This is a genomic window from Armatimonadota bacterium (assembly GCA_028871815.1).
Taxonomy (GTDB): Bacteria; Armatimonadota; Chthonomonadetes; order Chthonomonadales; family Chthonomonadaceae; genus REEB205.
Genome location: JAGWMJ010000012.1, coordinates 18189 through 41222 on the forward strand (window position 1 = coordinate 18189; position 23034 = coordinate 41222).

The 23034-nt window shown below is 61.0% G+C and carries 22 protein-coding genes; 13 read left to right on the forward strand and 9 right to left on the reverse strand.

Going from position 1 to position 23034, the window contains the following annotated elements:
• The first annotated feature begins 74 nt into the window (after nt 1-74).
• The 7 genes from KGJ62_13330 to KGJ62_13360 all read left to right on the forward strand — a co-directional run bounded on the left by KGJ62_13330 (nt 75) and on the right by KGJ62_13360 (nt 4598).
• Nucleotides 75-1079 carry a DNA-directed RNA polymerase subunit alpha gene (locus KGJ62_13330; GenBank protein MDE2127563.1) on the forward strand — a complete coding sequence of 335 codons (1005 nt, stop codon included), beginning with the start codon at nt 75-77 and terminating at the stop codon, nt 1077-1079.
• A gap of 1 nt (nt 1080) precedes the next feature.
• Nucleotides 1081-1596: a 50S ribosomal protein L17 gene (gene rplQ / locus KGJ62_13335; protein MDE2127564.1), complete on the forward strand. Its 516-nt coding sequence runs from the start codon at nt 1081-1083 to the stop codon at nt 1594-1596.
• A gap of 32 nt (nt 1597-1628) precedes the next feature.
• Entirely contained in the window at nt 1629-2435 is an 807-nt protein-coding gene (gene truA, locus KGJ62_13340; protein MDE2127565.1) for a tRNA pseudouridine(38-40) synthase TruA, read from the forward strand.
• Entirely contained in the window at nt 2436-2897 is a 462-nt protein-coding gene (rplM, locus tag KGJ62_13345; GenBank protein ID MDE2127566.1) for a 50S ribosomal protein L13, read from the forward strand.
• Between the two features lie 2 nt (nt 2898-2899).
• Nucleotides 2900-3301, forward strand: a complete 402-nt coding sequence (gene rpsI / locus KGJ62_13350) for a 30S ribosomal protein S9 (GenBank protein MDE2127567.1) — start codon at nt 2900-2902, stop codon at nt 3299-3301.
• Nucleotides 3302-3316: 15 nt separating this feature from the next.
• The gene (locus KGJ62_13355; protein ID MDE2127568.1) at nt 3317-4255 is read left to right on the forward strand and encodes a C40 family peptidase; all 939 of its coding nucleotides are present in this window, start codon (nt 3317-3319) and stop codon (nt 4253-4255) included.
• A gap of 67 nt (nt 4256-4322) precedes the next feature.
• Nucleotides 4323-4598, forward strand: coding sequence for a hypothetical protein (locus KGJ62_13360; GenBank protein MDE2127569.1), 276 nt, complete (start codon nt 4323-4325; stop codon nt 4596-4598).
• 72 nt (nt 4599-4670) lie between these two features.
• Here the strand turns inward: KGJ62_13360 and KGJ62_13365 are convergent, their stop codons facing one another.
• Together KGJ62_13365 and KGJ62_13370 are read right to left on the reverse strand one after the other, a co-directional pair.
• Entirely contained in the window at nt 4671-5483 is an 813-nt protein-coding gene (locus KGJ62_13365; protein ID MDE2127570.1) for a hypothetical protein, read from the reverse strand.
• Nucleotides 5484-5554: 71 nt separating this feature from the next.
• Nucleotides 5555-6643 (reverse strand): aldose 1-epimerase, encoded by a 1089-nt coding sequence (locus KGJ62_13370; GenBank protein ID MDE2127571.1) that lies wholly within the window; start codon nt 6641-6643, stop codon nt 5555-5557.
• A 186-nt stretch (nt 6644-6829) separates the two neighbouring features.
• Between KGJ62_13370 and KGJ62_13375 the strand changes: the two genes are divergently transcribed.
• The 5 genes from KGJ62_13375 to KGJ62_13395 all read left to right on the forward strand — a co-directional run bounded on the left by KGJ62_13375 (nt 6830) and on the right by KGJ62_13395 (nt 9974).
• A complete protein-coding gene (locus KGJ62_13375; GenBank protein ID MDE2127572.1) occupies nt 6830-7156 on the forward strand; it encodes a hypothetical protein in 327 nt (108 codons plus the stop codon).
• Between the two features lie 215 nt (nt 7157-7371).
• Nucleotides 7372-7905, forward strand: coding sequence for a hypothetical protein (locus tag KGJ62_13380; GenBank protein MDE2127573.1), 534 nt, complete (start codon nt 7372-7374; stop codon nt 7903-7905).
• Nucleotides 7906-8046: 141 nt separating this feature from the next.
• Nucleotides 8047-8577, forward strand: coding sequence for a hypothetical protein (locus KGJ62_13385; protein ID MDE2127574.1), 531 nt, complete (start codon nt 8047-8049; stop codon nt 8575-8577).
• Nucleotides 8578-8786: 209 nt separating this feature from the next.
• Nucleotides 8787-9452 (forward strand): YggS family pyridoxal phosphate-dependent enzyme, encoded by a 666-nt coding sequence (locus tag KGJ62_13390; GenBank protein ID MDE2127575.1) that lies wholly within the window; start codon nt 8787-8789, stop codon nt 9450-9452.
• 75 nt (nt 9453-9527) lie between these two features.
• Nucleotides 9528-9974, forward strand: coding sequence for a cell division protein SepF (locus KGJ62_13395; protein ID MDE2127576.1), 447 nt, complete (start codon nt 9528-9530; stop codon nt 9972-9974).
• Nucleotides 9975-10061: 87 nt separating this feature from the next.
• Here the strand turns inward: KGJ62_13395 and smc are convergent, their stop codons facing one another.
• The 3 genes from smc to KGJ62_13410 are packed head-to-tail and all read right to left on the reverse strand — an operon-like array spanning nt 10062 to nt 15978.
• On the reverse strand, nt 10062-13613 hold the full coding sequence (gene smc, locus KGJ62_13400; protein MDE2127577.1) for a chromosome segregation protein SMC: 3552 nt from the start codon (nt 13611-13613) through the stop codon (nt 10062-10064).
• Nucleotides 13614-13649: 36 nt separating this feature from the next.
• Nucleotides 13650-14813 (reverse strand): 2'-deoxycytidine 5'-triphosphate deaminase, encoded by a 1164-nt coding sequence (locus tag KGJ62_13405; protein ID MDE2127578.1) that lies wholly within the window; start codon nt 14811-14813, stop codon nt 13650-13652.
• Nucleotides 14814-14829: 16 nt separating this feature from the next.
• A complete protein-coding gene (locus KGJ62_13410; GenBank protein MDE2127579.1) occupies nt 14830-15978 on the reverse strand; it encodes a Gfo/Idh/MocA family oxidoreductase in 1149 nt (382 codons plus the stop codon).
• A gap of 52 nt (nt 15979-16030) precedes the next feature.
• Between KGJ62_13410 and KGJ62_13415 the strand changes: the two genes are divergently transcribed.
• The gene (locus KGJ62_13415) at nt 16031-17068 is read left to right on the forward strand and encodes a polysaccharide deacetylase family protein (GenBank protein ID MDE2127580.1); all 1038 of its coding nucleotides are present in this window, start codon (nt 16031-16033) and stop codon (nt 17066-17068) included.
• Here KGJ62_13415 and KGJ62_13420 read toward each other — a convergent pair.
• From KGJ62_13420 to KGJ62_13435, 4 genes are all read right to left on the reverse strand, one after another.
• A complete protein-coding gene (locus KGJ62_13420; protein MDE2127581.1) occupies nt 17044-20217 on the reverse strand; it encodes a PD40 domain-containing protein in 3174 nt (1057 codons plus the stop codon). The genes KGJ62_13415 and KGJ62_13420 overlap by 25 nt on opposite strands.
• 67 nt (nt 20218-20284) lie before the next feature.
• Nucleotides 20285-20773 (reverse strand): helix-hairpin-helix domain-containing protein, encoded by a 489-nt coding sequence (locus KGJ62_13425; protein ID MDE2127582.1) that lies wholly within the window; start codon nt 20771-20773, stop codon nt 20285-20287.
• Nucleotides 20774-20841: 68 nt separating this feature from the next.
• Nucleotides 20842-22233, reverse strand: coding sequence for a M28 family metallopeptidase (locus KGJ62_13430; GenBank protein ID MDE2127583.1), 1392 nt, complete (start codon nt 22231-22233; stop codon nt 20842-20844).
• 26 nt (nt 22234-22259) lie between these two features.
• Nucleotides 22260-22973, reverse strand: a complete 714-nt coding sequence (locus KGJ62_13435) for a phosphoribosylanthranilate isomerase (protein ID MDE2127584.1) — start codon at nt 22971-22973, stop codon at nt 22260-22262.
• Between the last annotated feature and the right edge of the window lie 61 nt (nt 22974-23034).

Below are 23034 nucleotides of genomic sequence, written 5' to 3' on the forward strand. Positions count from 1 at the left end.
GGTGGCGAACGGCAATCCGGAAGGCGATGTGCTTAAAGACAGTCGCGGGCGGCTGCGCAAGGAGAGTGTGACAAATGGAATCGGCTGTGCCGAAAATCGGTACTCTGGAATCTACCAGCAGCTACGGCAAGTTTTTGGTCGAACCGCTTGAGCGTGGTTACGGCGTTACGCTGGCCAATGCATTGCGGCGGGTAATGCTCAGCTCCATTCAAGGGGCTGCAATCACAAGCGCCCGCATCGACAAGGTGCTGCACGAGTTCTCCACGATACCGGGCGTTAAGGAAGACACCACCGAACTGCTGCTGAATCTGAAAGACATCAACGTCCGCGTCCACCGCAATGGCGTGGTACAGTCCGATCAGCCGCGCGTATTGAGACTCAAGGTAATGGGACCGGCCCGCGTTACCGGGGCCGACGTTGTTTGCCCGGAAGACGTAGAGGTTGTGAATCCCGAAGTCTACCTGGCGACCATTTCAGACGAGGGTGTCGAGCTTGGTATTGAGATGACGGTCTCGATCAACAAGGGCTACGTACTCGGCGACAAGCATGAGGACCTGCCGGAAGCCGAGATCGGTACAATCGCACTGGGCGCTGCATTTACACCCGTTCGAAAAGTGAGCTTCGCTGTAGAGGCGACGCGAGTGGAATCGAACACCAATTTCGAGCGCCTCATCCTCGAAGTTTGGACAAATGGTACGCTGGCGCCCGAAGAAGCCATGAGCTCTGCCGCCCGGCACCTCTCGCAATTCTTCGCGTTGTTCGTGAACTATAAGCGGCAGCCAGGCGACGTAATGGCACTGCCCGCACTCAACGACGAGACCGAGGATGATGAGACGGTACCGGCTATCCGGATCGAAGAGCTGAACTTCACCGTGCGAACGTACAACTGTCTCAAGAAAGAGTCGATCCTCAATGTTCGCGAACTTATCCGGTGGACCGACGAGCAGCTGATGCAAATCCGCAACTTCGGCAAGGTCTCACTGGACGAAGTACACGAGAAACTGGCAGTGCACGGACTGACCCTGCGCGCAGGGCGACCTGCAATTGCGGCTGTGGACGGCGAGAAGGATAACAACTGAAATGCGGCACAAGCGAGGTTATAAACGGTTCGGATTGCCGAGCGACCAACGTAATGCCCTGCTCAAGGGCCTTACGCGGAGCTTGCTCATGCATGATCACATCACCACCACCGAGGTCCGGGCAAAGCAGGTGAGGCCGATTGTGGAGCGATTAGTAACGATCGCGCGCAAGGGATCATCATCCGCAACCGTGCCGGAACAGGTTCATGCCCGGCGTCTGGTCCGGCGTTATGTGGACAGCAACGTAAGGAAGTTTATAGAAGATCCGGAGCAGCGTGGCGCCAAAGGCGGTGCCCGGCCAGCGCATAATCCGGAGTACGTCACCGCGCGCCTGTTCGATGTGATTGCCCCTCGATACATGACGCGGCCCGGTGGCTACACCCGCATCATTCATGTTGGCATGCGACGGGGAGACGCGGCCCCGATCGTTATGCTGGAGTTTGTGGAAGAGGCCGTTACCGGGGAAACCACCGCTAAGGCCAAGAAAACAACGGGTCGGAAAGCGGCGGCCGGTTAGAGCCGGTAACGCAAGAGGCGCTGTCTGGGATCGTGGGCTCGCCGGCACAATACAGGGCCGTCATCTGCTACGACGGTACGGAGTTCCACGGCTTTCAGTGGCAGCAGGGCTGCCGGACAGTGCAACAGACGCTTGAGGAGGCAATTCAACAGCGAGGAGCGCTGATAGGCAGAGTGAACGCGGCAGGGCGCACCGACGCGGGTGTGCACGCGCTGGGGCAGGTAGTAAGCTTTACTGCCGAGCTTTCGGTGCCGGTGTGCCGTATCAGCGCCGCGCTAAACGGCGTACTCCCGGCCGATGTAGCTGTTAGCCGGGCCGAAGAAGCATGCGATGGCTTTCACGCCCGTTTCTCGGCGTCCGCCCGAGTTTACTGGTATCTGATCTCGGCAGGCGGCGCCGACGGACCGCTGATGAGGCGGCACACAGCAGTGGTTCGCAAGGCACTGGATGTGCAAGCCATGAACATGGCTGCTCAGACGCTTATCGGTGAGCACGATTTCCGTGCATTTGCCGCGGAAACCGAGCCGGATGCATCAACGTGCAGGCGGGTTATGCGGTGCTGGGTCCGCCGATGGCGTGGCCTGATCCTGGTACAGGTGGAAGCGAACGCATTCTTGCGGGGAATGGCGAGGACGCTGACTGGAACGCTGATCGAGGTCGGCGCCGGAAAGCGGACGGTTCAGAATGTGGCTGGGCTGCTGGATGGCGGACAGCGGGGCGATGCGGGACCCACGGCTCCGGCCCAGGGCCTCTATCTGTATCGCGTACGATATGGGAAACGACAGGAGTTCGGCGCGCGGCGGTCGGCACTAGAGCAGGAAGGGCGGGACGTGAATTAGATGGCGAAAGCAACTCGGTTTGCATCGGTAGAAGAAATGCGGGAGTCACGTGTTTGGTACGTGGTGGATGCGGCTGACCAGCCCGTCGGCCGTGTGGCCGTAGAGGCTGCACGATTGCTGCGCGGCAAGCACAAAACAATCTACACACCCAACGTGGATTGCGGCGATCATGTAATAATCGTGAATGCTGCTAAAGCTGTTTTAACTGGTGGCAACAAGGGCAAGGAACCCATCTATCACCATACCGGCTGGCCAGGTGCATTGAAGAGTGTACAGCGTGGCGCCGAGTTGGCCGCTACACCGCAACGCACCCTGCGACGGGTTGTCCGTGGAATGCTGCCACACACCCGACTTGGTGACGCCATGGTGCGCAAGCTCAAGGTGTACAGCGGTCCGGAGCACCCGCATGAGGCGCAGCATCCCGTACCGTTCCTGGGTACCCGAAAGAATGGGGGAGAGTAGACTTGCCCGAAGACAGCAGCGTGCGCTACTACGGAACCGGCCATCGCAAAAATGCGACGGCACGTGTTTGGATTACTCCCGGTGATGGGCTTGTGACGATCAACCACCGCGACGGACGCAAGTATCTTGGCCGGGAGCTATTGTACAAGCTCCTTGAGCAGCCGTTTACGGCTACTGAGACCACAGGTCGCTTTAACGTAATTGCGCACTGCACAGGCGGCGGCGTTACCGGTCAGGCCGGCGCGATCCGTCACGGCATCTCCAAGGCGCTGTTAGCCGTGGACCCAGAGAACCGGCCGGCACTGCGCCGAACCGGCCTACTGACGCGGGACCCGCGCGTAAAAGAGCGCAAGAAGTACGGACGGAAGCGAGCACGGCGTGGCTTCCAGTTCAGCAAGCGCTAAATCGGAGCCCTGCAAATGGCAACAATGCGCCGCGTAGTCGGCAGTCTGCACTCAATTCGGCAACCCTCCGTCGCTATGGTAATGGCGTCGGTAGCCGTTTGCCTAACGGGTGTCGCGCGTGCGCAAAGCCAGATCACGCTCAACCTGCCGCCGATTGCAGCCTCCAGTGGCACTGTTGTTACGGCTTCCGCCAGCACGTCGGTACTGCCGGGAACGCGGCGTGAGTGGGTACGCAAGCCGATGGCGAGCAGACACATGACGGCACGCGGTGCGCCGTCGCGCCACCGTCCCGTTGTTGGCAGCCTTGGTCAGTTGCTGCGAAGCGCCGGTTTCTATCGGCGGCCGGGTGATCGCAGTACCATCGCCACTGCGCAGGCGGGAACCTACGTTGCTGTACAGCAGCAGGAAGGCGGCTGGTGCGGCATTCTGATGGCGGATGGCTCTACCGGTTGGGTACCTGCGGCGGCAATTCGCAAACTGGACGATCCCGTGGTTAGCGACGCCACGTCGTCAGGACCGCCGCCGGCACCGGTCGGGGCTGGCGCAGGGGATATCTACCCCCGTCAGGACCGCCCGTTCTTCACCGGCAATGCCGCCGAGCTGATCCGCGTTGCGGAGAGCTACCTGGGCGTGCCGTACAAGTGGGGCGGCAACACAACAGCCGGCATCGATTGCAGCGGTTTCGTCAAAAATGTATTCGGCGCTCTCGGGTTCCAACTGCCACGACTCGGCTCCGACCAGATGGCGTATGGCGTGCCCGTACCCGAAGACCAGCTTCAGCCAGGCGACCGCCTCTATCTGGTTCGGCGCACCAATCGGCTTGGCGTGGAGCACACCGCGCTCTATATGGGTAACGGCCTGTTCATCCACGCATCGAGCGGCAAGCATGGCGTGGCGATCAGCCATCTGTTCACGCCAAAATGGCAGCGACTGTTCGTCTGCGCCCGGCGATAGGCTGCCTACTAACGAATTCACCAATTTCGCATCGCCGGCATCACGCTGGAGCATGGAGAACGCAATAATGTCTCGTATTTGTCAACTATCCGGTAAAGGCCCGATGAAGGGCCATCGACGTCGGCACCCACACAGCGGTGCATGGAATCTGCGCGCGCCGAAAAAGAACCACACGTTTCTGCCGAACCTGCAGACGCTTACGGTAATGACGCCGGATGGCAAAGTACGCCTGAGGGTGGCTGCTCGTATGATGACGAGCCGCATCGCGCAGGAGTACCTCTCCGGTACGCGCGCCTTACCTGCCGAGTTGACCCGAAAGGCGCGACGCCACCGCCCCGCCTGAACGCCGTTCCCGGTTTACAAGCAACACCAGAGCGTTCGGCGGCCTCGCTCTTGCATGCGCTGCGGTACTGGCCTACGCGTGAGGAGCACGCGGCTGCCCAGATCCCGCCGTCGGCGCCTGCTGGTTGGATCTCAATGAAGCCGTTGCTCCAAGCTCCTGCAGCTGACGGCGAATCGACTCGGCTTTGCGGTGCGGCAGATTCCGCACAACGGTGAGCGGCGTCGCCGCGCTCACCAGTACCATTTGGCGTTTGGCCTCAGGCATATTGACCACCATCAGATTCACCAGCTTCAGCGCAAGCTCGTTCTCAGTGCGTCGGTCGTACGCAACCAGCAATACGTCGTAGTTCTGCAGCAGCGCCTCGGTGGAATCCACAGCGGCAGTGCCGACGATAGAAACCTTTTTCGTCGGGTCGGAACCTACATCCAGCAGGCGGTTGCACCGGTCACACACGTACCGCTGTACGGTCATGGCGACACGATGTTCGGTGTGGCAGTATTGGCAGATGACGGTGCGAACGGGGACCGGCTCGCCGAACGCAAAATGGACCGTCCGGTGACAGTGATCGCATTCAAAATCGTCGGTGGGAGGAGCGATAAAAAGGTTGTTTGAGGTGCAATATGGGCACGGAAACGGCACCGTTGGCAGGTCGGACGCCTGCTTGCCGCGCCAAACCGACAACCCGACGATAACCAGCCCCAGCGCAATCGCGAACGACGAAAAGATCAGCTCGGCCAACCGGACGCCTGGCGCCGGATGGAAGCGGGTCAGGTAGAGAAGTAGGCCGCCGACCGCAAGGATCACAGCGCCGTTCCAGGCGGTCAGGAGCGATTCAACCCACTCCGCTTCCAGCAGCTCAGAGAACTTGTTGGTGGTCTTGGCCATGAACCGTGCCTCCGTGAAGGAAGTATAGTCGCGCGCGCTCAGCTTGTCAACGCCCGCACGAGCCTTTGGCCCTACTCAACCGCCGACAAGCCGATTCGGATTGAGGACCTCCACTCCGATCCCGCCTCCAGTGCGATCAACCCGGCATCGATGCCACGCGGCTGAAGGTTTATGGCGTCGGTCACACACGTATACGGCTCCAGACAGATCACATTTCGCTGCGTTGGGGCGTACACCACCCACTCCCGAAATGGTTCGGCGGCCGCAACATACAGCTCCAGTCCACTCTCCAGATCACGAATACGCGCGGTCGAGGCTCCGCCGGCATCGCGAGCCGATACCCTGGTATAGACGGTGTCGAACGTCCGGCCGTCCAGCGGCGTGAAGGCCCGTAAGTCGGTGGCATCGGCTGCATCGGCCAGCGCCAGCACACGCCCGGTGGGCATCAAGTCCTGAAGTTGCCAAACCGCAGCACAGGGTACTGTAACCTCAAGGTTGGCGCGGCTCGCAGCCGGCACAGCTTGCGCCTGGTCGATGGTCATGACTCCCGGCCGAAGTTGCGTGGGAAACCAGGGATGGATGCCGAACCCGATCGGAATGGCTTCTGCCTCTTTGTTTGCAATGGCGATCTCCATCCCTAGCTCACCGTCGGAGAGCCGCCAGCAGACTTGTACGGAGCATCGGAACGGGTACTGCTCCAGAACGTCCGCGTGAAGGCCGGTATCGAACTCCAGCGTCAAAGCGGCGCTCTCCGCAGTGCACTCGGAACGCACCGCCTTCCAGGCTTGATCGCCGGCCAGGCCGTGGATCGCCTGGTGGGCAGATCGATCCCAACCTTTGTCCAGCGAGCGCTGCATCTTGAGCGCCCGGCCATTCCAAACATAGGCGCCGTCTCGCACTCGATTCGGAAAAGGAAAAAGCACGGGTATTCCGGCGTGAAACGGCGATTCCATCAGTTCCCGCAAATCTGCGGGTGGAAGCACGCACAACAGAGGCTCACAAGCGGGCGTACCGCCGGGCCCTCGTGCTGAGGTTGTCAGACTGACGCAGTTGCCTCCGAGCTCGGGCACAAGGGCTGCTGCCGCCGTAAATACTTCGTCGAATAGCGTATAGGTGGTGAACCCGGCTGTTTCGCCGGTTTCGATGTGGTACCGGGTCATGTAGCGATTCGCTCCGCGTCCAGAAGAATGGAGCCGCGCACCGTGCCGGCATCCATTCCCCATCCGGGTGCGGCATCCCTGCACCAGCCGCGTCACGTGCCCTGGATGGTTCGACCGGGCGAATTGCAGGAATCTTGCGCACGGGCCGCTAACCTGAATTCACCGCATGTTCGAGGAGGAACAACTATGAAGCGAGTTATCACTACCGTTGGCAGCATAATGGCGCTTGCCATTCTGGCGATCAGCATGGCGTTTGCCTCGCCGGTGCAAAAGCCCAAGCATCACGTGATGAAGCACACGATGCACCATGCCAAGACGATGAGCATGAAGTGCCCGGCGTGTGGCATGACTCTTTCGATGCACAAATCGAAGATGACACCGGTCGCGGTCAAGATGCATGGCAAAACCATGTACTGCTGCGCGCGCTGCCACATGAAGGCGATGGCGGGTCACAAGATGGCGGCAAAGCATCACGCTCTGAAGCATAAGAGCGCGCATCACAAGACTAAGTAGCCACGTTCCGCGCGCCGGAGTCTGCGACCCGCAAATAGTCCCGCTCTGCAGCTTCGATTTGGTAAGCCGGTGAGGGCGGCCCAGCGGGCGGCTGCGACTCTGTGCTGGTGTACCGCCGAGGCCCGTCTCTAATTGAGACGGGCCCGGCGTGCTCCGCACGGCTGTGCGACCGTTTCTCTTTCCGCCAATCCGCATTGCATTGAGAATGAAGGCTAATGGCTAGAACGTTTTCCCCCCGTAGGTCGCGAGATGTCACCACCGGCGTCAAGCCGTCGGAAGTAGTTATATACATTCTGGTTGTGTTGGGGATCATCGCCGCAGTACGTTGGTATATCAACTATCGCCACTCCGCGCCGTATGCTCTTTCCGCATTCTACGGCGCGATCAAGGCTTCAAAGGCGCACGATCAGTACGCCTTGCTCGATCCATCGATTCAGGCGCAGTACGCCACGGAGAAGGAATACGACCAGCAGTGCCCGTTGGCCCATGGGTACGCCGATCGCATTCAGAACGTCAACCTTGGTGACCCGAAATACGATAATCTCCAGAATCCCACCATCGCGGAGATTACCGCGCATGTTACAGTCCGCAGCCCATCCCAAGGAGAGCAATTGTACCAAACTGGCACATCCACCTACATTGACAAGGACGTGCTTAAGAAGGATGCCGCCGGCGACTGGAAGGTCGTACTTGGTAAGTGCCAGCTGGGTATGACCGCCTCCCCAGCGAATCCCACTGGCATGAACTAGGCCGATACGGGGCGCCCGGATACGGTTTCTTGCGTGCTCGGGCTGTCATGGGATTGACGGTGCGTGGTATCATTACCCGATTTGTGTGCTAGGTCGGCAGTCAAGCTGCCGATGCTCACAACCGATCATGGAGGCTCGCGCATGACGGCATTCGCTAACCGTAGTTCCCGACAGCGGCATGCAGCTCGCGGTGGCTCGCCGATGCCGATCATCGCATCGGTTTGTGTGGCGATACTCGTGGCCGGGGGCGCCTGGTGGTGGTTCCGTATGAGGCGGCCCGACCCGGCCGCGGATGCGATGAAGTACCTGCAAGCCAGCAAAACGCAGGATTACGCAACAATGTACGAGTACTCTGTTGTGAATAAGGCGCAGTTCCCTACCGAGGCCGCCTATGAGGCGCAGCACCGCGCGGCGATTGGCATGGTTCCGCCGGCCCTGTTGAAGCAGGTGACAGACAGCCTTACATTCTCATTAGGCAAGGCGACGGTTAACGGCGACGAGGCAACTGTTCCGGTGGCATTTAGCGTAACGGTGCTTGGCCAGAGTATTCACAAGTCAGTTCCCATGCGTATGCACTATAGCGGATCCGTATGGCAGGTGGAATCCGGCCAGCAGCCCGGTTTGGGTATGCCGCGATCGCCGGCGCTGAACCAGGCTACACCGGGTCGTTAGCCATATGCCGCTAAAAACCAGTAGTGTTGGCTAATCGGGTGCAGCCGGACCAACGATTCCATGCAGAAAGTTGCTTGTGGCATTATAAACTTTCTGTATTTCTGTTAAACTGTTAACATGCGAGCGGGCAACGCGCCACGGGTTCGTGTGACGCCTTGCTAGGCGGCGCGGCGGCTGTTCACGATGCGGTGTCGCTGGTTCGTCAAAGGATGCGAGCGGCGGCCCGGCGTGCGGGTCGTGATGCCGAAGGACTCGTACTGGTCGCAGTTAGTAAAAGCGCTTCCGCAGAGCGCATCCTGCAGGCAGTCGCTGCAGGAGTTAACGACTTCGGAGAGAACTACCTTCAAGAAGCTGAGCCTAAGATCGCGGCAGTAGCAGCTGCCGGAGCCAGACCCAACTGGCACTTTATCGGGCACGTCCAGCGCAACAAGGCGCGCGGTGTGGCAGTTGGATTCGACTGTGTGCAGAGCATCGACTCACCTGAGATAGCAGCCAAACTGGCGGCCCGCAGCGCAGCAGCGGGAAAGGCCCTGCCGGTGTTGCTGCAGGTGCGGTTGGACCCAGACCCGGCGAAGCATGGTGTGCCCGTCGAGGATGTGGAAGCTGCGGTGAGGCAGGTCCGTGCGCTCGATGGCGTGAGGCTGCACGGCATGATGGCCATACCACAAGCTTCGGAGCGGCCCGAAGATGCGCGAGAGGCGTATCGGACGCTGTTTGAGGTGTGGAAGCGAATCGCATGGCGAGAGCCTGCTGCCCTATCCATGGGCATGAGCTCCGACTATGAGATCGCGATAGAAGAGGGCGCCACGCATATACGCGTGGGAACAGCCATATTCGGCGCCCGTGACGCGACCGTTGCGGAGAGAGCCGGATAGTATCGCCGGCAGGCGATTTAACGACCGGAGCAACATCATCTATGAAGAGCCAATATGGCGCGCGGGAGGCAATAAATGACTGCTGAACCGGTTCGGAATGACGGAGCTACAAGGCGGAACGCCGCGCAGAAGTTCGCAGAGTTGATCTTTGGCCCACAGTTTGCCACCGACGAGGCAGCGGAAACCCCGCCCGCCCCGGAGGTGGTTACCGAGCCTGGCCCAGAGCTTGAGCTGAAGACTCTACGCCATAACCGTATCGCCGTGCGCCGCCATGTGCGCGTGTACGACGATGCCAAACCTGCTGCCGATGGCCTGATCAAGGGCGAGCAGCAGCTGATCAACCTCGAGAATGCATCCCCGCAGATGGCCGAGCGTGTACTGGACTTCCTGCTCGGCGTTACCTACGCGCTCGACGGCGATCATGAGAAAGTCGGATCGCGCGTGTACCTGTTCGTGCCTGCCAACGTCGGGATCGAGCGGGATGCTGGTTTGCCCCCAAACACACCTCCGGCTACGCCTTAGCTGCACCGGTTGTGGTAGCACCTATCGGGCGTTTTGCCGCATCCTTCGTGGTCGGCAAAACGCCCGTCTAAAACGGTGTCATCGCGATCATTTGGTGGCCAATAGCGCCGGCTGGTAAGAGATAACCGAGCTCACACCGGGCTCGCGCATCGTAACGCCATGCCACGCCGGTGCTTTCTCCATGGTCGTAGGATTGTGCGTGATGGCGATGATCTGTGAGCGCCGACTGAACTCTTCTACCAGCGCAACGTACTTTTCCACGTTGGCTCCGTCCAGTGGCGCATCGACCTCGTCCAGGATCACAAACGGACTTGGCCGAACCGCGTGAAGCGCGAAGAGTAGCGCGGCAGCGGTGAGGGCACGTTCGCCGCCTGAGAGCGCCTCCAGTGGTTGCACCTTCTTGCCGGGCGGCGTAACCGTAATCTCAATGTTCGGTTCGGCAGGGTCCCCGCCAACCCGGACGATCTGTGCGCTGCCGCCATCAAAAAGGCGCTGGAACAGTCGCTGGAATTCCGCCTGCACCGCGGTCACGGTCTCTTCGAACACGCCGGCCGTGGTGCGGTCGATCTCCGAAATTGTGGCACGCACCGAGTCACGTCCGGATTCAAGATCGACTCGCTGCGATTCCAGAAAAGTCCGCCTCTCCTCAAGGCGATTGAACTCCTCGATAGCCCCGGTGTTTACCAGGCCCATGGCTCGGATCTCCCGTCGCAGTCTTGAGACCTCTGCGGTAGTTGCCCGGTCGATGGCGCCTGCTTGATCTGATTGCAGCGCGGTATCGGGGTCGATGCCGTACTCCTCGCGCAGCCGTGCGATAGCTTGAGCTTGCTGAGCCTCAATTCTTGCTGCCCGCATCTCGATGCCGTGGAGTGCGCGTTCTGCGGAAGCCACCGTCGCGAGTGCGCTTTCGGTGGAGGAAAGGGAGTCGGCGTTGTTTTGGCGCAGGGTATCGCGCCGCTCTGTCGCCAATTCAAGGGACTGTTGCGCGCGCGCAAAAGACTCGCTCGCGGCTTGCTCCAGAATGGTTAGTTCTGCCGCGGCTTTGGCCAGTTCGGCTGACCGGGCTGCGACACCGCTTGCCTCACGTGCACGCTGCTGCTCCCGCGCGCGAACGTTAGCGAGCGTAGTCGAGGCATCGCTCATCTCACGCCTGGCTGCGCCGAGTCGCTCTTCCACAAGTGCGACGCGAGCGTGTATGGAAGCCAGCTGCCTGCGTGCCCTGTCACGCGCGTCACTGGCCTCTGAAACGGCAAACCCCTCGGCATCGTCGGAGTTATTCTCCGTCGCTGTCGCTTCAGTTTGCAGGTCGATTACTGACTTCTCAAGCTCATCGGCCTGGCTCTGTAACCTCTGGTGGCGCAAGTGCGCCTCGCCGTCGCTTCGGACAAACGCTTCTGCTTGTGACTCCGCCTCGGCGCGGGCCGATTCTGTGAACTGAAGCGCGGTTCGAGTGGCGGCAAGGTCATTCTCTGCGGCGCCCAGCACCACAGCCGCGGCGGCCAGCTCCGCTTGCACCGTGCGAAGCACCTGTGTGGCCCCGGCTTCCTGCGCGGCCAGTTTCGGCAGTGCCCGCTGCAGGTCGTTCAACTCACCGCGCCGGCCAATCAGGTGTGTACCGCGCCCTTGCAGTGACCCTCCCGTAACCGCGCCGCCACGGGTTAACAACTCGCCGGCTTGCGTTACGATTTTGCTCCACCCCGTAGCATATTGCGACACATCCATCGCGTCTTCGAGGTTGGATACAACGAGCGCGCGATTCAGTAGCAGGTCGATCGCCGGTTGATACCGCGCATCGGTCTGCACGCAATCCGCCAGCAGTTCCGCGCGCGACCCAAGCGTCTCCGAGCTGCTGCATCTGTCCGGCGGGCGCATGAGAGGCAGTGGCAGAAACGTCGCTCGTCCGCGCCCTGTGGTCTTCAGCCAGTTGATTGCGGCCGCAGCTTCCGCCTCGGTATTGGTAATAAGGTCCTGCGCTGCGCTGCCGAGTGCTACTTCCACGGCGATCCGCAGCGACTCCGGCGCCTGCAGCACGTCGGCAACGGTACGGTAGTGTCCTGTAAGTGTGCCTTCTTCAACGGCGAGCAACACGGACTTTACGCCCTGATAATAGCCTTCGTGCCGGCGTTCAAGGTCGTTGAGCGCGGCAGCACGGGCGGCTGCGGTGGCCGAACACCTGCGGACCTCATCCAGCGCTTCCTCGGCCGCGGTCACACGTACAGCGCACCGGTCCCGTTCGGCTGCGGCCGCCTCAACGGCCTGAGCGTTTGCGGCAATCTCCCGTTCAAGAAACGTTACGCGCTCCGCCGCAGCATCGCGTCGGGCTGACGTCGAGGCCAGCGCGGCCGCCGTGCGTTCCAGCGTTTTGCCAGCGGAATCGATCTCATCGCGCAACTCGACGAGGCGCTTGCGTGCGGATGTGAGGCGCTCGGCGCGTGCTGCGGCCATGCGCAACGCTTCTTCGCGCAGTGCGCGTGCCCGTGCCTGCGCAGCAAGCAGGCTCTGCACAGCCGACTCCGTCTGCTTTAGCTCCTCGGCGATAACCGCTTCCTGGTCACGCAGCCCTACAAGCTCGGCGCTCCCCGCCTCCGTGGCCTCCGTCACACCGCGAATGCGGGCTTCGGCAGCGGTCGCCAGCACCGCCAGTTCTGCCTCGTCGCGTTGCAGGCGCGCATGTTCATTGGCGCGGCCAGTGCCGCGCTCCGTGCAAAGCGTCAGCTCCGACGTGAGGCGTGCGAGTTCAGCTCGGCCGGCGTGGTATTGGTTGGCAGCCTGTTCGGCAGCAGATTCGGCCTCTCGCAGCAGTTGGTCGTTGCTGGCCGACTGCTGTTTCACCCTCGCCGCCTCCACCTCGGCGGCTCGAAGCGTTTGCCGCGCCTCCTCATACTCGTGGCGCGTGTTCTCCAGGTCCGACGATGCCCTGAGCAGTTCAGCCGCCAGCATTCCGACCTCATTGGTGCGCAGCTGGTCGACTAACTCCTCGTAGAGTTTCGCGCGGGCCGCCTGATCTCGCAGGGCCTCAACCTGCACCGAAATCTCCAGCAGGATGTCGGTTATACGGGTCAGGTTTGCTTCAGCGGTTTCCAGCTTTCTGAGCGCTTCGCGTTTGCGTGTTCGGTACTTCTTTATTCCCGCGGCTTCTTCGAAGAGCGCCTTCCGCTGGTCACCATCGTAGGAGAGCACCGCATCGATCTCGGTCTGGCTGACGATGGAGTAGGCGCCGCGACCGGCACCGGTGTCGAGGAACAGGTCTGCCAGGTCCCGTAACCGTGCGGGCGCGCCGTTGATGAGGAACTGACTCTCTCCGGATCGGTACACACGACGGGCGATCGCAACCTCGGCGAAACCAATCGGCAGCGATTGGTCCTCGTTGTCGATCGTCAGGCGCACCTCAGCCATCCCGGTTTGTCGGCGCTTGGCCGATCCCGCGAAGATCAGGTCGGCCGTGGTGGCTGCGCGAATGCGTCGCGGATTCTGCTCTCCGAGTACCCAAAGGAATGCATCCACGATATTCGATTTGCCGCTCCCGTTGGGCCCAACGATCGCCGTAACACCCGGGTCGAAGACGAGGTCGGTGCGGTCGACAAAGCTCTTGAAGCCGGCCAGGTAGAGGCTCTTAACGCGCACGACCGCGCCTGCCATGCTTCCGGTACATGCGCCGACAAAAGAGATTGACCGTCATCCAGCAAAGTCCAGACGTCCCTGACCGGGCGCGTCGTCGTCGTCCGTGGAGCGAAACTGCTTGCTGAGCCGGAGACGCTGCCCCTGGTAGCTGGAGCCGCTGCCGGCGCCGTATACGATACCGGGCAGCGCCGTATTGCGCAAAAGCGTGACACGGAACAGTGGATGCCCTTCCTCGAGGAGAAACGGCACGTCACGGTTCCGTATTTCCAGCACCACGGCTGCGGCGCTTGTTGCGGGATCGCCGTTCGGCGCATAGCCAAATCCGGAATCGAAAAAGCCGGCGTAATGGGTCCGAAGCTCGCCGCTGCCGGCATCAAATGGCACCATCTCCGCACAGAATGCCGGAGGTATGCGGACCAGTTCTTGCGACGAGAAGATGTAGAACTCGTCGGGCTGGAGTATCATCGGCGCGCTGGATTGAGAATAGAGTCGCTCCCAGTGGCGACGGACCGAAAGAGTGCCGGGAGCACGCAGATCGATCGGTGGCGTGTTTTTGCGCGCTCGGTAACCAATTGTGATGTCTCTGGAATCGGTGAGGTGCACCGAAAGAAATATGCCGGAAGCTACACGCAGGTCGGCGGCATGCATTGCATCGCCACGTCGGTGAATGATGATCGGCTGCTGATCCAGCGCCTCCGCAGTATCACCGTCGGTTAGCAGCGGCTCACCGCGTTGAAAGCGGATTTGCGCCAACAGGTCACCGGGGCGTACGCGTACTGCAAATGAGCGCGGTACCACCTCCAGGTAAAGGCGACCGCGATATCCCGCCGGTGTGGCGTCAAACGCATCCCCATACTCGGTGACCAGGCGCGTGAAGATATCCAGCCGGCCGATTGTACTCTTGGGATTCCCGCGACCTGAGACCTCTTCCGGGAGCGCTACGCTCTCCATGAGGGGAAACAGGTAGACCTGATTCCGCTCGAGCACAGCGCCATCCGCCGGTATCGGTAAGTCGTACCAGCGAAACCGGTCCAGCTTGGAGACGAGGCCCTCCGGACCCGGCAGAAAGCTGCACTGCACGCGATAGCCCGAGCGAGACAGGCGGAGGTCGAGGCTGTTGGGCTGAACCTGTTCGTCTGCAAGCGGATCTTCGGCCGTGATGATGCCGCGCGTAAACGCTTCCAATATCCACTCTCGCGGCAGAACTCCCGATGCCAAGCCATGATCGCCATAGTCAGGCAAACTTTGGATCCGTTTCCCGGAGCTGCGTCGCAGATTGCTTCTCGCGGGATCCGGCTTGAAGATCGGCGATGAGGGCATCATAGCGCGCCCGGTCCACGGGAACCGAAACAGTTTCTCCGGATTTGCCGCTGAGAATGATGCTGTTGAACAGTTCCACTGCGTTCAGTCCGTCGTATCCCGGCGCCAGCAGCGTGTCGCCAAAGAGAATGTGTCTGGCAAAGTTCTGTGTAATCGCCGCATGTCCCGAGAGGTCGCTGAACTTTGGCTGTGGTACATCAACCAGCTTTGTGCCTGGCCCGGCCCACATCGCCTGGTTCTCGAACGTGAATTCGCGTATCGGCTTATCTACCGTACTGAATTTCAACTCCGAGTGCGAGATGACCAATTTGCCGACGTCGCCGCATATCTCGATACGCATCGTGTCGGGCGTCTCTGTGGTGCTTGCGTACAGATAACCGTGCGCGCCGTTCGGGTACTCAAGAACCGCAAACGCCTCATCCTCCACCTCGATGTCGTGGAGGCGTGTCCGGGTTTGACCCGTAACGCGGGCGGGAAGTCCGCCAAGCCATGTAAACGCGTCCAGCAAGTGGGGCGCCTGATTGATCAGAACTCCGCCACCTTCGCCCCGCCATGTTGCCCGCCAGCCGCCGGAGTTGTAGTACGCCTGGCTCCGATACCAACCCATCACGCAACTGGTACGGTAGATATCTCCGACCGCGCCGGATTCGACGATTTTCCTGGCAGCGAGGTATTGTGGCTCACTGCGCATCTGGTACATCACGCCAAACGCCCGATTGGCGGCCCGAGCCGCTGAAGCCATTTCGTCAGCGGCGCCGACGGTAACCGCGACCGGCTTCTCGCTGAGAACGTGCAGTCCACGGGAAAAGGCGTCCACTGCGATGGGAGCATGGAAGTAGTGAGGCGTGGCGATCAATACAGCATCGACCAGGCCGCTATCCAACAAGGCAGTATGTCTATCGAATGAAGGTACGCTGTGCTTGGCGGATACGGCGAGGCGGGTCGCCTCGTCGATGTCGCAAACGGCGGTCAGCTCCAGCTCCGGAATCGCCGGAATCATGCTGCAGTGCCCTGAACCCATCCCGCCGACGCCAATAACGCCCATCCGTAGCTTATCAGCCATAATCAAATCTCCTTAGCGCATAGCGCCCGCCCAGATATCGACTCAGGACACGATGACACGCTTTCAAACGCTCCGTTCATTGTGGCGCGTTGCGGCAGCCTTTGCTCTCGCGCTGCTCGCCGGCTGCGGGCAACCGGCCAGCCATCCGGTACTCCGACCTTCAGCACATGCGGCGGCATCCACGCTCTCTACCGCGGATTTGGCGCGATTCAAGGTGAATGAACTCGGCGTTATTCCCATTCTGGAGTACCACGAGGTTGGTGCCGGCGGTAGATGGGGACGAACGGTAAGCCAGTTTCGGGCTGACCTCCTTCGCCTGTATACGGAAGGATACCGGCCGGTAACCATCGATGAAATGCTTGCCGGCTGCCCGAACCTGGCCGCGGGAGCCAGCCCCGTTGCCATCACATTTGATGATGCTCGCGAGTCGCAGTTCCGGTTCGCTCCGGATGGCGGTATCGACCCCAACTGCGCAATCGGAATTATGCAGGATTTTGCACGAACCCATCCAGACTTTCCCGCCCATGCTACTTTCTACGTGCTGCCGGCAAGAGCCTTCGGACCTCCGGATCAATCTGCGCGCAAGCTGCAGCAACTGTTGGCGTTGGGCTGCCAGATCGGCAACCACACCGTGACACATCCGCACCTCAGCAGGCTTACGGATGCGGCAGTTGAGTCCGAATTCGCTGGGTGTGTGGCTCAACTCAGTCGCCTGGCTCCTGGCGTGCGTGTTGACAGCGTTGCGCTGCCTTATGGCATAGCGCCGCACAATCGCGCACTCATCGAATCCGGCTCGTCGGCGAGTGTTTCTTATGCCAATCGCTCGTGCCTTCTCGTCGGCGCCGGCCCGGCGCCATCGCCGTTCAGCCGGCGCTTTAACGCGATGAGGCTTCCGCGTATCCAGACGGTCGAAGGTCCATACGGAATAACATTCTGGCTGGATATCCTTAAACATCATCCCAACCGGCGCTTTGTTGCCGGAGGTGATCCGGCGGTGGTCGCCGCACCAGAATCGATGCGATCGTTTCTGAACCCTGCGGCGCTGGATGGGCGGGTGGCGAAGTTTTATGGCTCCATAACCGGCGGGTGAGATTTTGCCCGCTTGGCCGCGGCATCGGCAACCTCTTTCAGGCAGACCGCTATCGCCGTGTTCAGCTGCGCGTCGTAACGGCGATGAATGTCCTGAAGCGTATTCTCTACCGGCACGTCGGGCCGGATACCCAGGTTCTCCATGTTCCGACCATTCTTGGTAAACCAGCCAACTGTTGGCATCCGGAAGTGCGTGCCATCCACTAGCGTTCCCTCATACGTGCCGATGACGTATCCGGGAGTGGTGACACCCACGATCTTGCCGAGCTTGAGCGCCCGGAATCCGGCCGGAAAGATCTCCGCGTCGCTGTATGAGTTCTGGTCGATCAGGAGCACAATCGGCTTGGTCCACGCCCGCGTCGGCTGCGTCTCGAGCTCGCCATCACGCATCCGGTTATATGCGTAGACACGCCGCGAGAGTGCGCTCAGCAGCGCGTCGTGCGTGTTGCCGCCGCCGTTTTCACGAATGTCCAGGACAAGTCCATCCTTACGGACCGCGTAGCTCCACAGGTCGCGGTCGAACTGCTGGAGTGACGGCGGATCCATTCCACGGATGTGCATATATGCCAACCGTCCGCCAGACGCTTTATCTACGATCGCGCGGTTGCGCTTCACGCGGGCCTGATACTCCAGGTTTCCGATATCGGCGGCGCTGACCGGCTTAACCGTTACGGTTCTTCCATCTTTGATGTCGGGCGTATTATTCACCAGCAGCTTGACCGGTTTACCGGCCTCATCCTGAAGTGTGAGGAAGTACTTCTCGTTGAATGAAACGCCGACGCCATTAATCTGCATCACGTAATCGCCTACCTTGATGCCGGTCTCGGGCTTGTCTGCTGGACCGTTCGGCACGATGCTCGTCACCTTGAGGCCGGGTCCACGCCACGTTTGGTCGAAACGCATGCCTAAGCTGGCCGTCTGCGGGCCGCTTGCACCGCCGGCGGGTCCGATTTCGGAGTGCGAGGAGTTGACTTCACCAACCAGCTCGGATAGCAGGTTTGCGAACTCCATCGGTGTAGCCACGCCGGCGATTTGCGGTTCATACCGGGCTCGCGCGGCGGCCCAGTTCAGGCCGTTCATGCCAGGATCGTAAAACGCCTGGCCAAACCGCCGGTAGAACTCATTGAACGCCTGCCGGTACTGCAGGCGGCGATCGAAGATATACTCGGCATCAAACGGAATGGTGGTAACCGGGCCGCCACCGGCGCCCATCACCTTTGGCGAGCCACCGTCGCCTATGAAGAAGAAGTGAGACCCATCCGCTGCGACGCGTATGTTTGAGCCGCCCATGCCCCCAGGTGTGAGGTTAGTGGGTGGCCCACCGTTGAGCGGTACCGCCCAAAAAGCATTATGCGCATGGACGATCAGTTTCTGGCCGTCTGGACTCACAGCGAATTCGTCCACCGGAGCGAGCATCGGCGCAAACGGATGGGCACGATCCTTGATGTCGGTGAAGTCAATTCGCACTGGCACGGCATGCCCCGGCGGCGCACCGGCTGTGGCATGCGTGCCCGGCGCCTGCAGCGGCAGCTCGTACAACGTCGGCGGCCCACCGCGACTCGCAACAAAGAACAGGCTGCGTCCATCACGCGAGAACTGTGGATCGAAGTTGAAACCGGGGTACTGCGTAACGTTGATCGGGGTGCCACCTACAGCGGGGACGACCCAGACATCGGTGGTGTCGTATCGGTCGGCTCGACTGTATGCGATCCATTGGCTGTCTGCGGACCAGTTCTGTGAACTGATACCCGTTCCAAACTCGTTGTTTCCGTTACCACGGGCCAGTTGTCGCTCTGGCCCACCTGCAGCAGGAATGACATACAGTCCATCCTGTTTGCCCGATTTCGCGAAAGATATCCATTTGCCATCCGGCGAAAAAGCCGGCCCAGACTCGGTGTCGGTATCGTCGGTAAGGCGAGTCAGCTTGCCCGTTGCAACGTCCATCAGATAGATGTCTGGTTGATTTCCGCGGTCTGAGATGAAGACGATCTGCTTGCCGTCCGGTGACCAGTTGATGTCGTTATCGGTAGCGGGATTGCTGGTGAGATTGCGCGCCTGCCCACCCCCGGCCTTCATCAGCCAGATGTCGGCCTTCAACACCACTGCCAACTGCTTCCCGTCCGGAGAAGGTTCCGACTCGTCCACTCCTGCCGATAGCTTCATCGGCGACTGGTTGTTCACGGTGTCGTCAGTTGGCGCGGTGAGTACCACCTTGTGGGCGTCGGAGCCATCCGGTCGGCACGTGTATATCTCGCCGGCGTACAGGTACGCAAGCAGGCTGCCGTCTCCAGAAATCGTTGGCCAACGCACGGCGTCGGATGTGTAGTGCGTTATTGGCGTCGGCTTGCCGCCTTCTACGCCCACCCGCCACAGGTTGGGTGTATGGCTGCCGCCGGCGATTGTGGTGATATACAGTGCACGTCCGTGGGCCGACCACAGCGGCCAGAACTCCTGATAACTGTTGGGCATCACCGTGCGCGCCTGGCCATTTGCCACGTTCTGCACCAGCGTTTGCGCGGCCACGCTGCCCTTGTACCACGGTCGGAACCAGGGCTGGCCGGAGCGTGTGTAGGCAATTTGCGTGCCATCCGGCGAGTACTGGCCAAACCGCAGCGGCTCCTCGTCGTGCGTCAACTGCTTGAGCGCCATCGTGTGGAGGTTGATCTGCCATAGTGCCCAGGTATGGGTATCCCGAATCGAGTAGAACAGAAGCGAATTGCCATCGCGTGACCAGTCGTTGACCCAGTCATTGGCACTGTTGAACGTAACCTGCCTCGGCTCGCCGCCCTGAGCGGGAATGATGAAGACATCTGCGTTACCGGTGCGAAGACTGGTGAATGCAATCCACTTACCGTCTGGTGACCAGTGCGCCGATGCGTCCAAGGCCTCATTCACGGTGAGGCGGTGCGCCCGACCGCCGGAGACCGACGCCTCCCAGAGGTCGCCGAGGTACGTAAAGACCAGCCGGTGCCCGTGGGGCGAAAGGGCCGGCCAGCCAGCGCCGATCACCTTTGATGGCTGGGCCGGGGTAAGCAGGTCGCCGGCGAACGGCGTTTGCGCTGATACCGACCTGGATGCCGCAAGGATGACGGCGAGTGCGCCCACAAGGTGTGTGCTTGCACCCAGGCGCGCTCGGAAGTTCGCGATCATGAAGTCTCCTTTCGCGGCACAGTTACGCGCGCTTGCGCGCGAGCGTGAAACCAGCGAAATAATTCAGCTATGGTATCGTTACAAACGGTGCAATGCGTTTCAAACGCTTCGGTCCAATGCCCTTGATGTGCCGCAGCTCCTGCAGCGAGCGAAACGCTCCGTGCGTCCGGCGCCACGACATGATCCGTCCGGCCATAACCGGGCCGACGCCGGGAAGCTCCATCAGAGCGCTGGCCGTAGCCGTATTCACCGGGATCTTTACGGTGCTCCCGGGTTGGAGTTTTGCGCTTTTGCCGCCGGGAGTCGGCCCCGGGACCGGGGCGATCGGTGGAGGCGGTACAGAGCGGTTCGCGGCACCGCTGCTTCTCACGCCAAGCACGGCTCGTGCCACGGGGTCGGAACTCGAAGTACCACTTTGCGACGCCTGACCGCGCCGGATTGTCACCACGGTCTGCGGTTCGTGAAGCCGCGACCAACTACCAACAGCGGTAACCACCGTTACGGTTCCCAGGGCTATCATCAGGCTGGCGGTTTCACGTGAAGTTAAGTCGCGCATTAATCCGCTCAAGCCCCGGCAACACACCGGTGCGTGTCAGGCGGCCACGCTGAACGCCGGCCCTGGCGCTACCGACCCGGCATCGCAAATGTGACCGGGCTTCTGCGACCGTGCGGCGAAACGGCGCGTACCCCGAATAGAAAATCGTCTTTGGATATGCCGCGGAGCGTAAAGCTGGTGGCGGAACCTGCCCAGCGCGCATGGGTCCACGTAGGAGAAGTTGTCTCGCGCCAGATTACCTCATAACCCGTCGCGTTGCTACTACGCGACGGCTGCCACCGGAGGGTCGTATCGTTTGTGAGCGATCGCGCTACCACCCACGCCGCCGCCGGCGCCGCAGGCGCTCGCGCCAGGCCCGCGATGGATACTGCGTTGATTCGCGCTACGCGGGCCGCGTATCTCCAGTTTACAAACTGAGGCAGATCGCCGTACTGCACGCCATTCTCTATCCGGGGCGTCTGGTGTTGGTGATGAAAGTTCTCGTGCGATTCGGTGAACCGCACCGCCGGAAAGCCTTGATCCAGGTACGAGACCTGGTCTCCGCTGCGCAAGTAGCGATCCGTGCGAAAGATCAACTGCACCCTTGGTGACGGTACGTATACGTTCGCGGTTTCTGCTATCCAGCGCGCCAATTCGCGCGCAGGCGAGTCGCTTTCAGCCCCTGCATACCGGAGTATGGCTAGCTGGCGCGGGGTAAGGCGGCTCGCTATACCTTCCGCAAACAACCGTACGGTTCGCATCCAGGGACCGTTTGCATAGATGGGATCTCCACCGATGATGTCGTTGTTCAACACTCCGTCGATACGAGCCCCAGCCAGCTTGAACCGGTGCGCCATGTATGCAGATCCGTATAGGCCCTGCTCCTCGCCGGCAACGCACTCAAAAACGATGGTGGCACGAAAGTGGTATGGCGCCAGCGCCATCGCCGACTCCAGAGTGGCGGCAACGCCAGAGCCGTCGTCGTCCGCGCCGGGCGCGGTCGTGATGGAATCAACCGGGTTGCTGCAGATTGAGTCGTAATGCCCGCTCATTACATACGCCCGATCGTTCAGACCTTCATCGTCGCCATGCAGGATCGCAACGACGTCTGTCAGGGGCGTTGGCTCCGGAATACGCGGTCCTTGCGGCTGGATAAATCGCACCATCTCGACGCTCATCCGTCCATGCGCCAAACGCGCAGCCGCGCGGAACCTTGCGTAGATCCAGCGCGAAGCGGCGCCTATTCCAAACTTCGGGTCGTTCTGCGCGCTCATGGTGTTCCGAGTGCCGAAGCTCACCAGCGTTTCGATGTCGCGCCGGATGGATGCGGGCCGAATCGACCGTGCAATCTGCGCGACGTCGGCATCGATTCTGGAGCGTGGAGCACTCTGCGCAGCGGCGGGCGAGGCCGGCCCACCGATGGCGATAAGGGTGACGACCGCTGCCAGGGCGGATTGAGTAGTGCCGATTTCTGCGCGCATAGCGTTCCTCTTCTTAGCGTTAGGGTTCAGGTTTGATCTGCGGCTCGCACCGCGCGCACAAAAGCGCGCAGCTTCTCGTGATCCTTGATGCCGGGACGATGCTCCACGCCCGACGAGACATCCACGGCGAACGGTCGTACCGTGCAAACTGCAGTCAGCACGTTTTCAGGGTTCAATCCACCCGCCAGTATCAACGGCACGGACACGGCTTTGCGCACTAGTGCGGCAAGCGCCCAGTCCATAACCTTACCGGTTCCTCCCAGTTTGCCGGTGTCCCAAGAGTCCAGCAGTAACGCTTCCGGCTGAATATGGCCCGGCTGCGCCGGCTGTATCACAAAGTCGCCCTCGGGATCGGCGATCATCGTCTCCGTTACGTTGCCACGCTGAAGGTTCGCGGTGATCTCCTCAACGGTAGTTTCGTGCCGTACACGCAGCGCCAGTATGAGGCGGCGGCCCGCGCGCTGTGATTCGGCAAAGGTCTCCGAATAGGTTTGAAGCGTATCAAACTGGGGAAATCGATGGACTGGTACGTCCGCGGCATCACGGCACACAGCAACGCGCGCGACAAACGGCGGTAAGTCCGCAGCGACCTGGAGCGCATTATCATTCTCCAGCACGCACCGTGGCGATCCAGAAACCAGAATGAAACCCAACGCGTCGGCGCCTGCGTCAACGGCAGCTTGTGCGTCCGACAGATTCGTGATTCCACAGATCTTGATCCGGGTCCGGTGGGCTTGCATCGCTGCGACTATTCCCCATATCGTGCACCGGAACCTGCGCGCGGATCTCCGGTCGGGCAGG

Excerpts from the sequence above, each read along its gene's own strand:
- KGJ62_13330 (MDE2127563.1), top strand. The coding sequence starts at position 75 with ATGGAATCGGCTGTGCCGAAAATCGGTACTCTGGAATCTACCAGCAGC.
- rplQ (MDE2127564.1), top strand. The coding sequence starts at position 1,081 with ATGCGGCACAAGCGAGGTTATAAACGGTTCGGATTGCCGAGCGACCAA.
- rplM (MDE2127566.1), top strand. The coding sequence starts at position 2,436 with ATGGCGAAAGCAACTCGGTTTGCATCGGTAGAAGAAATGCGGGAGTCA.
- KGJ62_13355 (MDE2127568.1), top strand. The coding sequence starts at position 3,317 with ATGGCAACAATGCGCCGCGTAGTCGGCAGTCTGCACTCAATTCGGCAA.
- KGJ62_13360 (MDE2127569.1), top strand. The coding sequence starts at position 4,323 with ATGTCTCGTATTTGTCAACTATCCGGTAAAGGCCCGATGAAGGGCCAT.
- KGJ62_13365 (MDE2127570.1), bottom strand. The coding sequence starts at position 5,483 with ATGGCCAAGACCACCAACAAGTTCTCTGAGCTGCTGGAAGCGGAGTGG.
- KGJ62_13370 (MDE2127571.1), bottom strand. The coding sequence starts at position 6,643 with ATGACCCGGTACCACATCGAAACCGGCGAAACAGCCGGGTTCACCACC.
- KGJ62_13375 (MDE2127572.1), top strand. The coding sequence starts at position 6,830 with ATGAAGCGAGTTATCACTACCGTTGGCAGCATAATGGCGCTTGCCATT.
- KGJ62_13380 (MDE2127573.1), top strand. The coding sequence starts at position 7,372 with ATGGCTAGAACGTTTTCCCCCCGTAGGTCGCGAGATGTCACCACCGGC.
- KGJ62_13385 (MDE2127574.1), top strand. The coding sequence starts at position 8,047 with ATGACGGCATTCGCTAACCGTAGTTCCCGACAGCGGCATGCAGCTCGC.
- KGJ62_13390 (MDE2127575.1), top strand. The coding sequence starts at position 8,787 with ATGCGAGCGGCGGCCCGGCGTGCGGGTCGTGATGCCGAAGGACTCGTA.
- KGJ62_13395 (MDE2127576.1), top strand. The coding sequence starts at position 9,528 with ATGACTGCTGAACCGGTTCGGAATGACGGAGCTACAAGGCGGAACGCC.
- smc (MDE2127577.1), bottom strand. The coding sequence starts at position 13,613 with ATGGCAGGCGCGGTCGTGCGCGTTAAGAGCCTCTACCTGGCCGGCTTC.
- KGJ62_13410 (MDE2127579.1), bottom strand. The coding sequence starts at position 15,978 with ATGGCTGATAAGCTACGGATGGGCGTTATTGGCGTCGGCGGGATGGGT.
- KGJ62_13415 (MDE2127580.1), top strand. The coding sequence starts at position 16,031 with ATGACACGCTTTCAAACGCTCCGTTCATTGTGGCGCGTTGCGGCAGCC.
- KGJ62_13420 (MDE2127581.1), bottom strand. The coding sequence starts at position 20,217 with ATGATCGCGAACTTCCGAGCGCGCCTGGGTGCAAGCACACACCTTGTG.
- KGJ62_13425 (MDE2127582.1), bottom strand. The coding sequence starts at position 20,773 with ATGCGCGACTTAACTTCACGTGAAACCGCCAGCCTGATGATAGCCCTG.
- KGJ62_13430 (MDE2127583.1), bottom strand. The coding sequence starts at position 22,233 with ATGCGCGCAGAAATCGGCACTACTCAATCCGCCCTGGCAGCGGTCGTC.
- KGJ62_13435 (MDE2127584.1), bottom strand. The coding sequence starts at position 22,973 with ATGCAAGCCCACCGGACCCGGATCAAGATCTGTGGAATCACGAATCTG.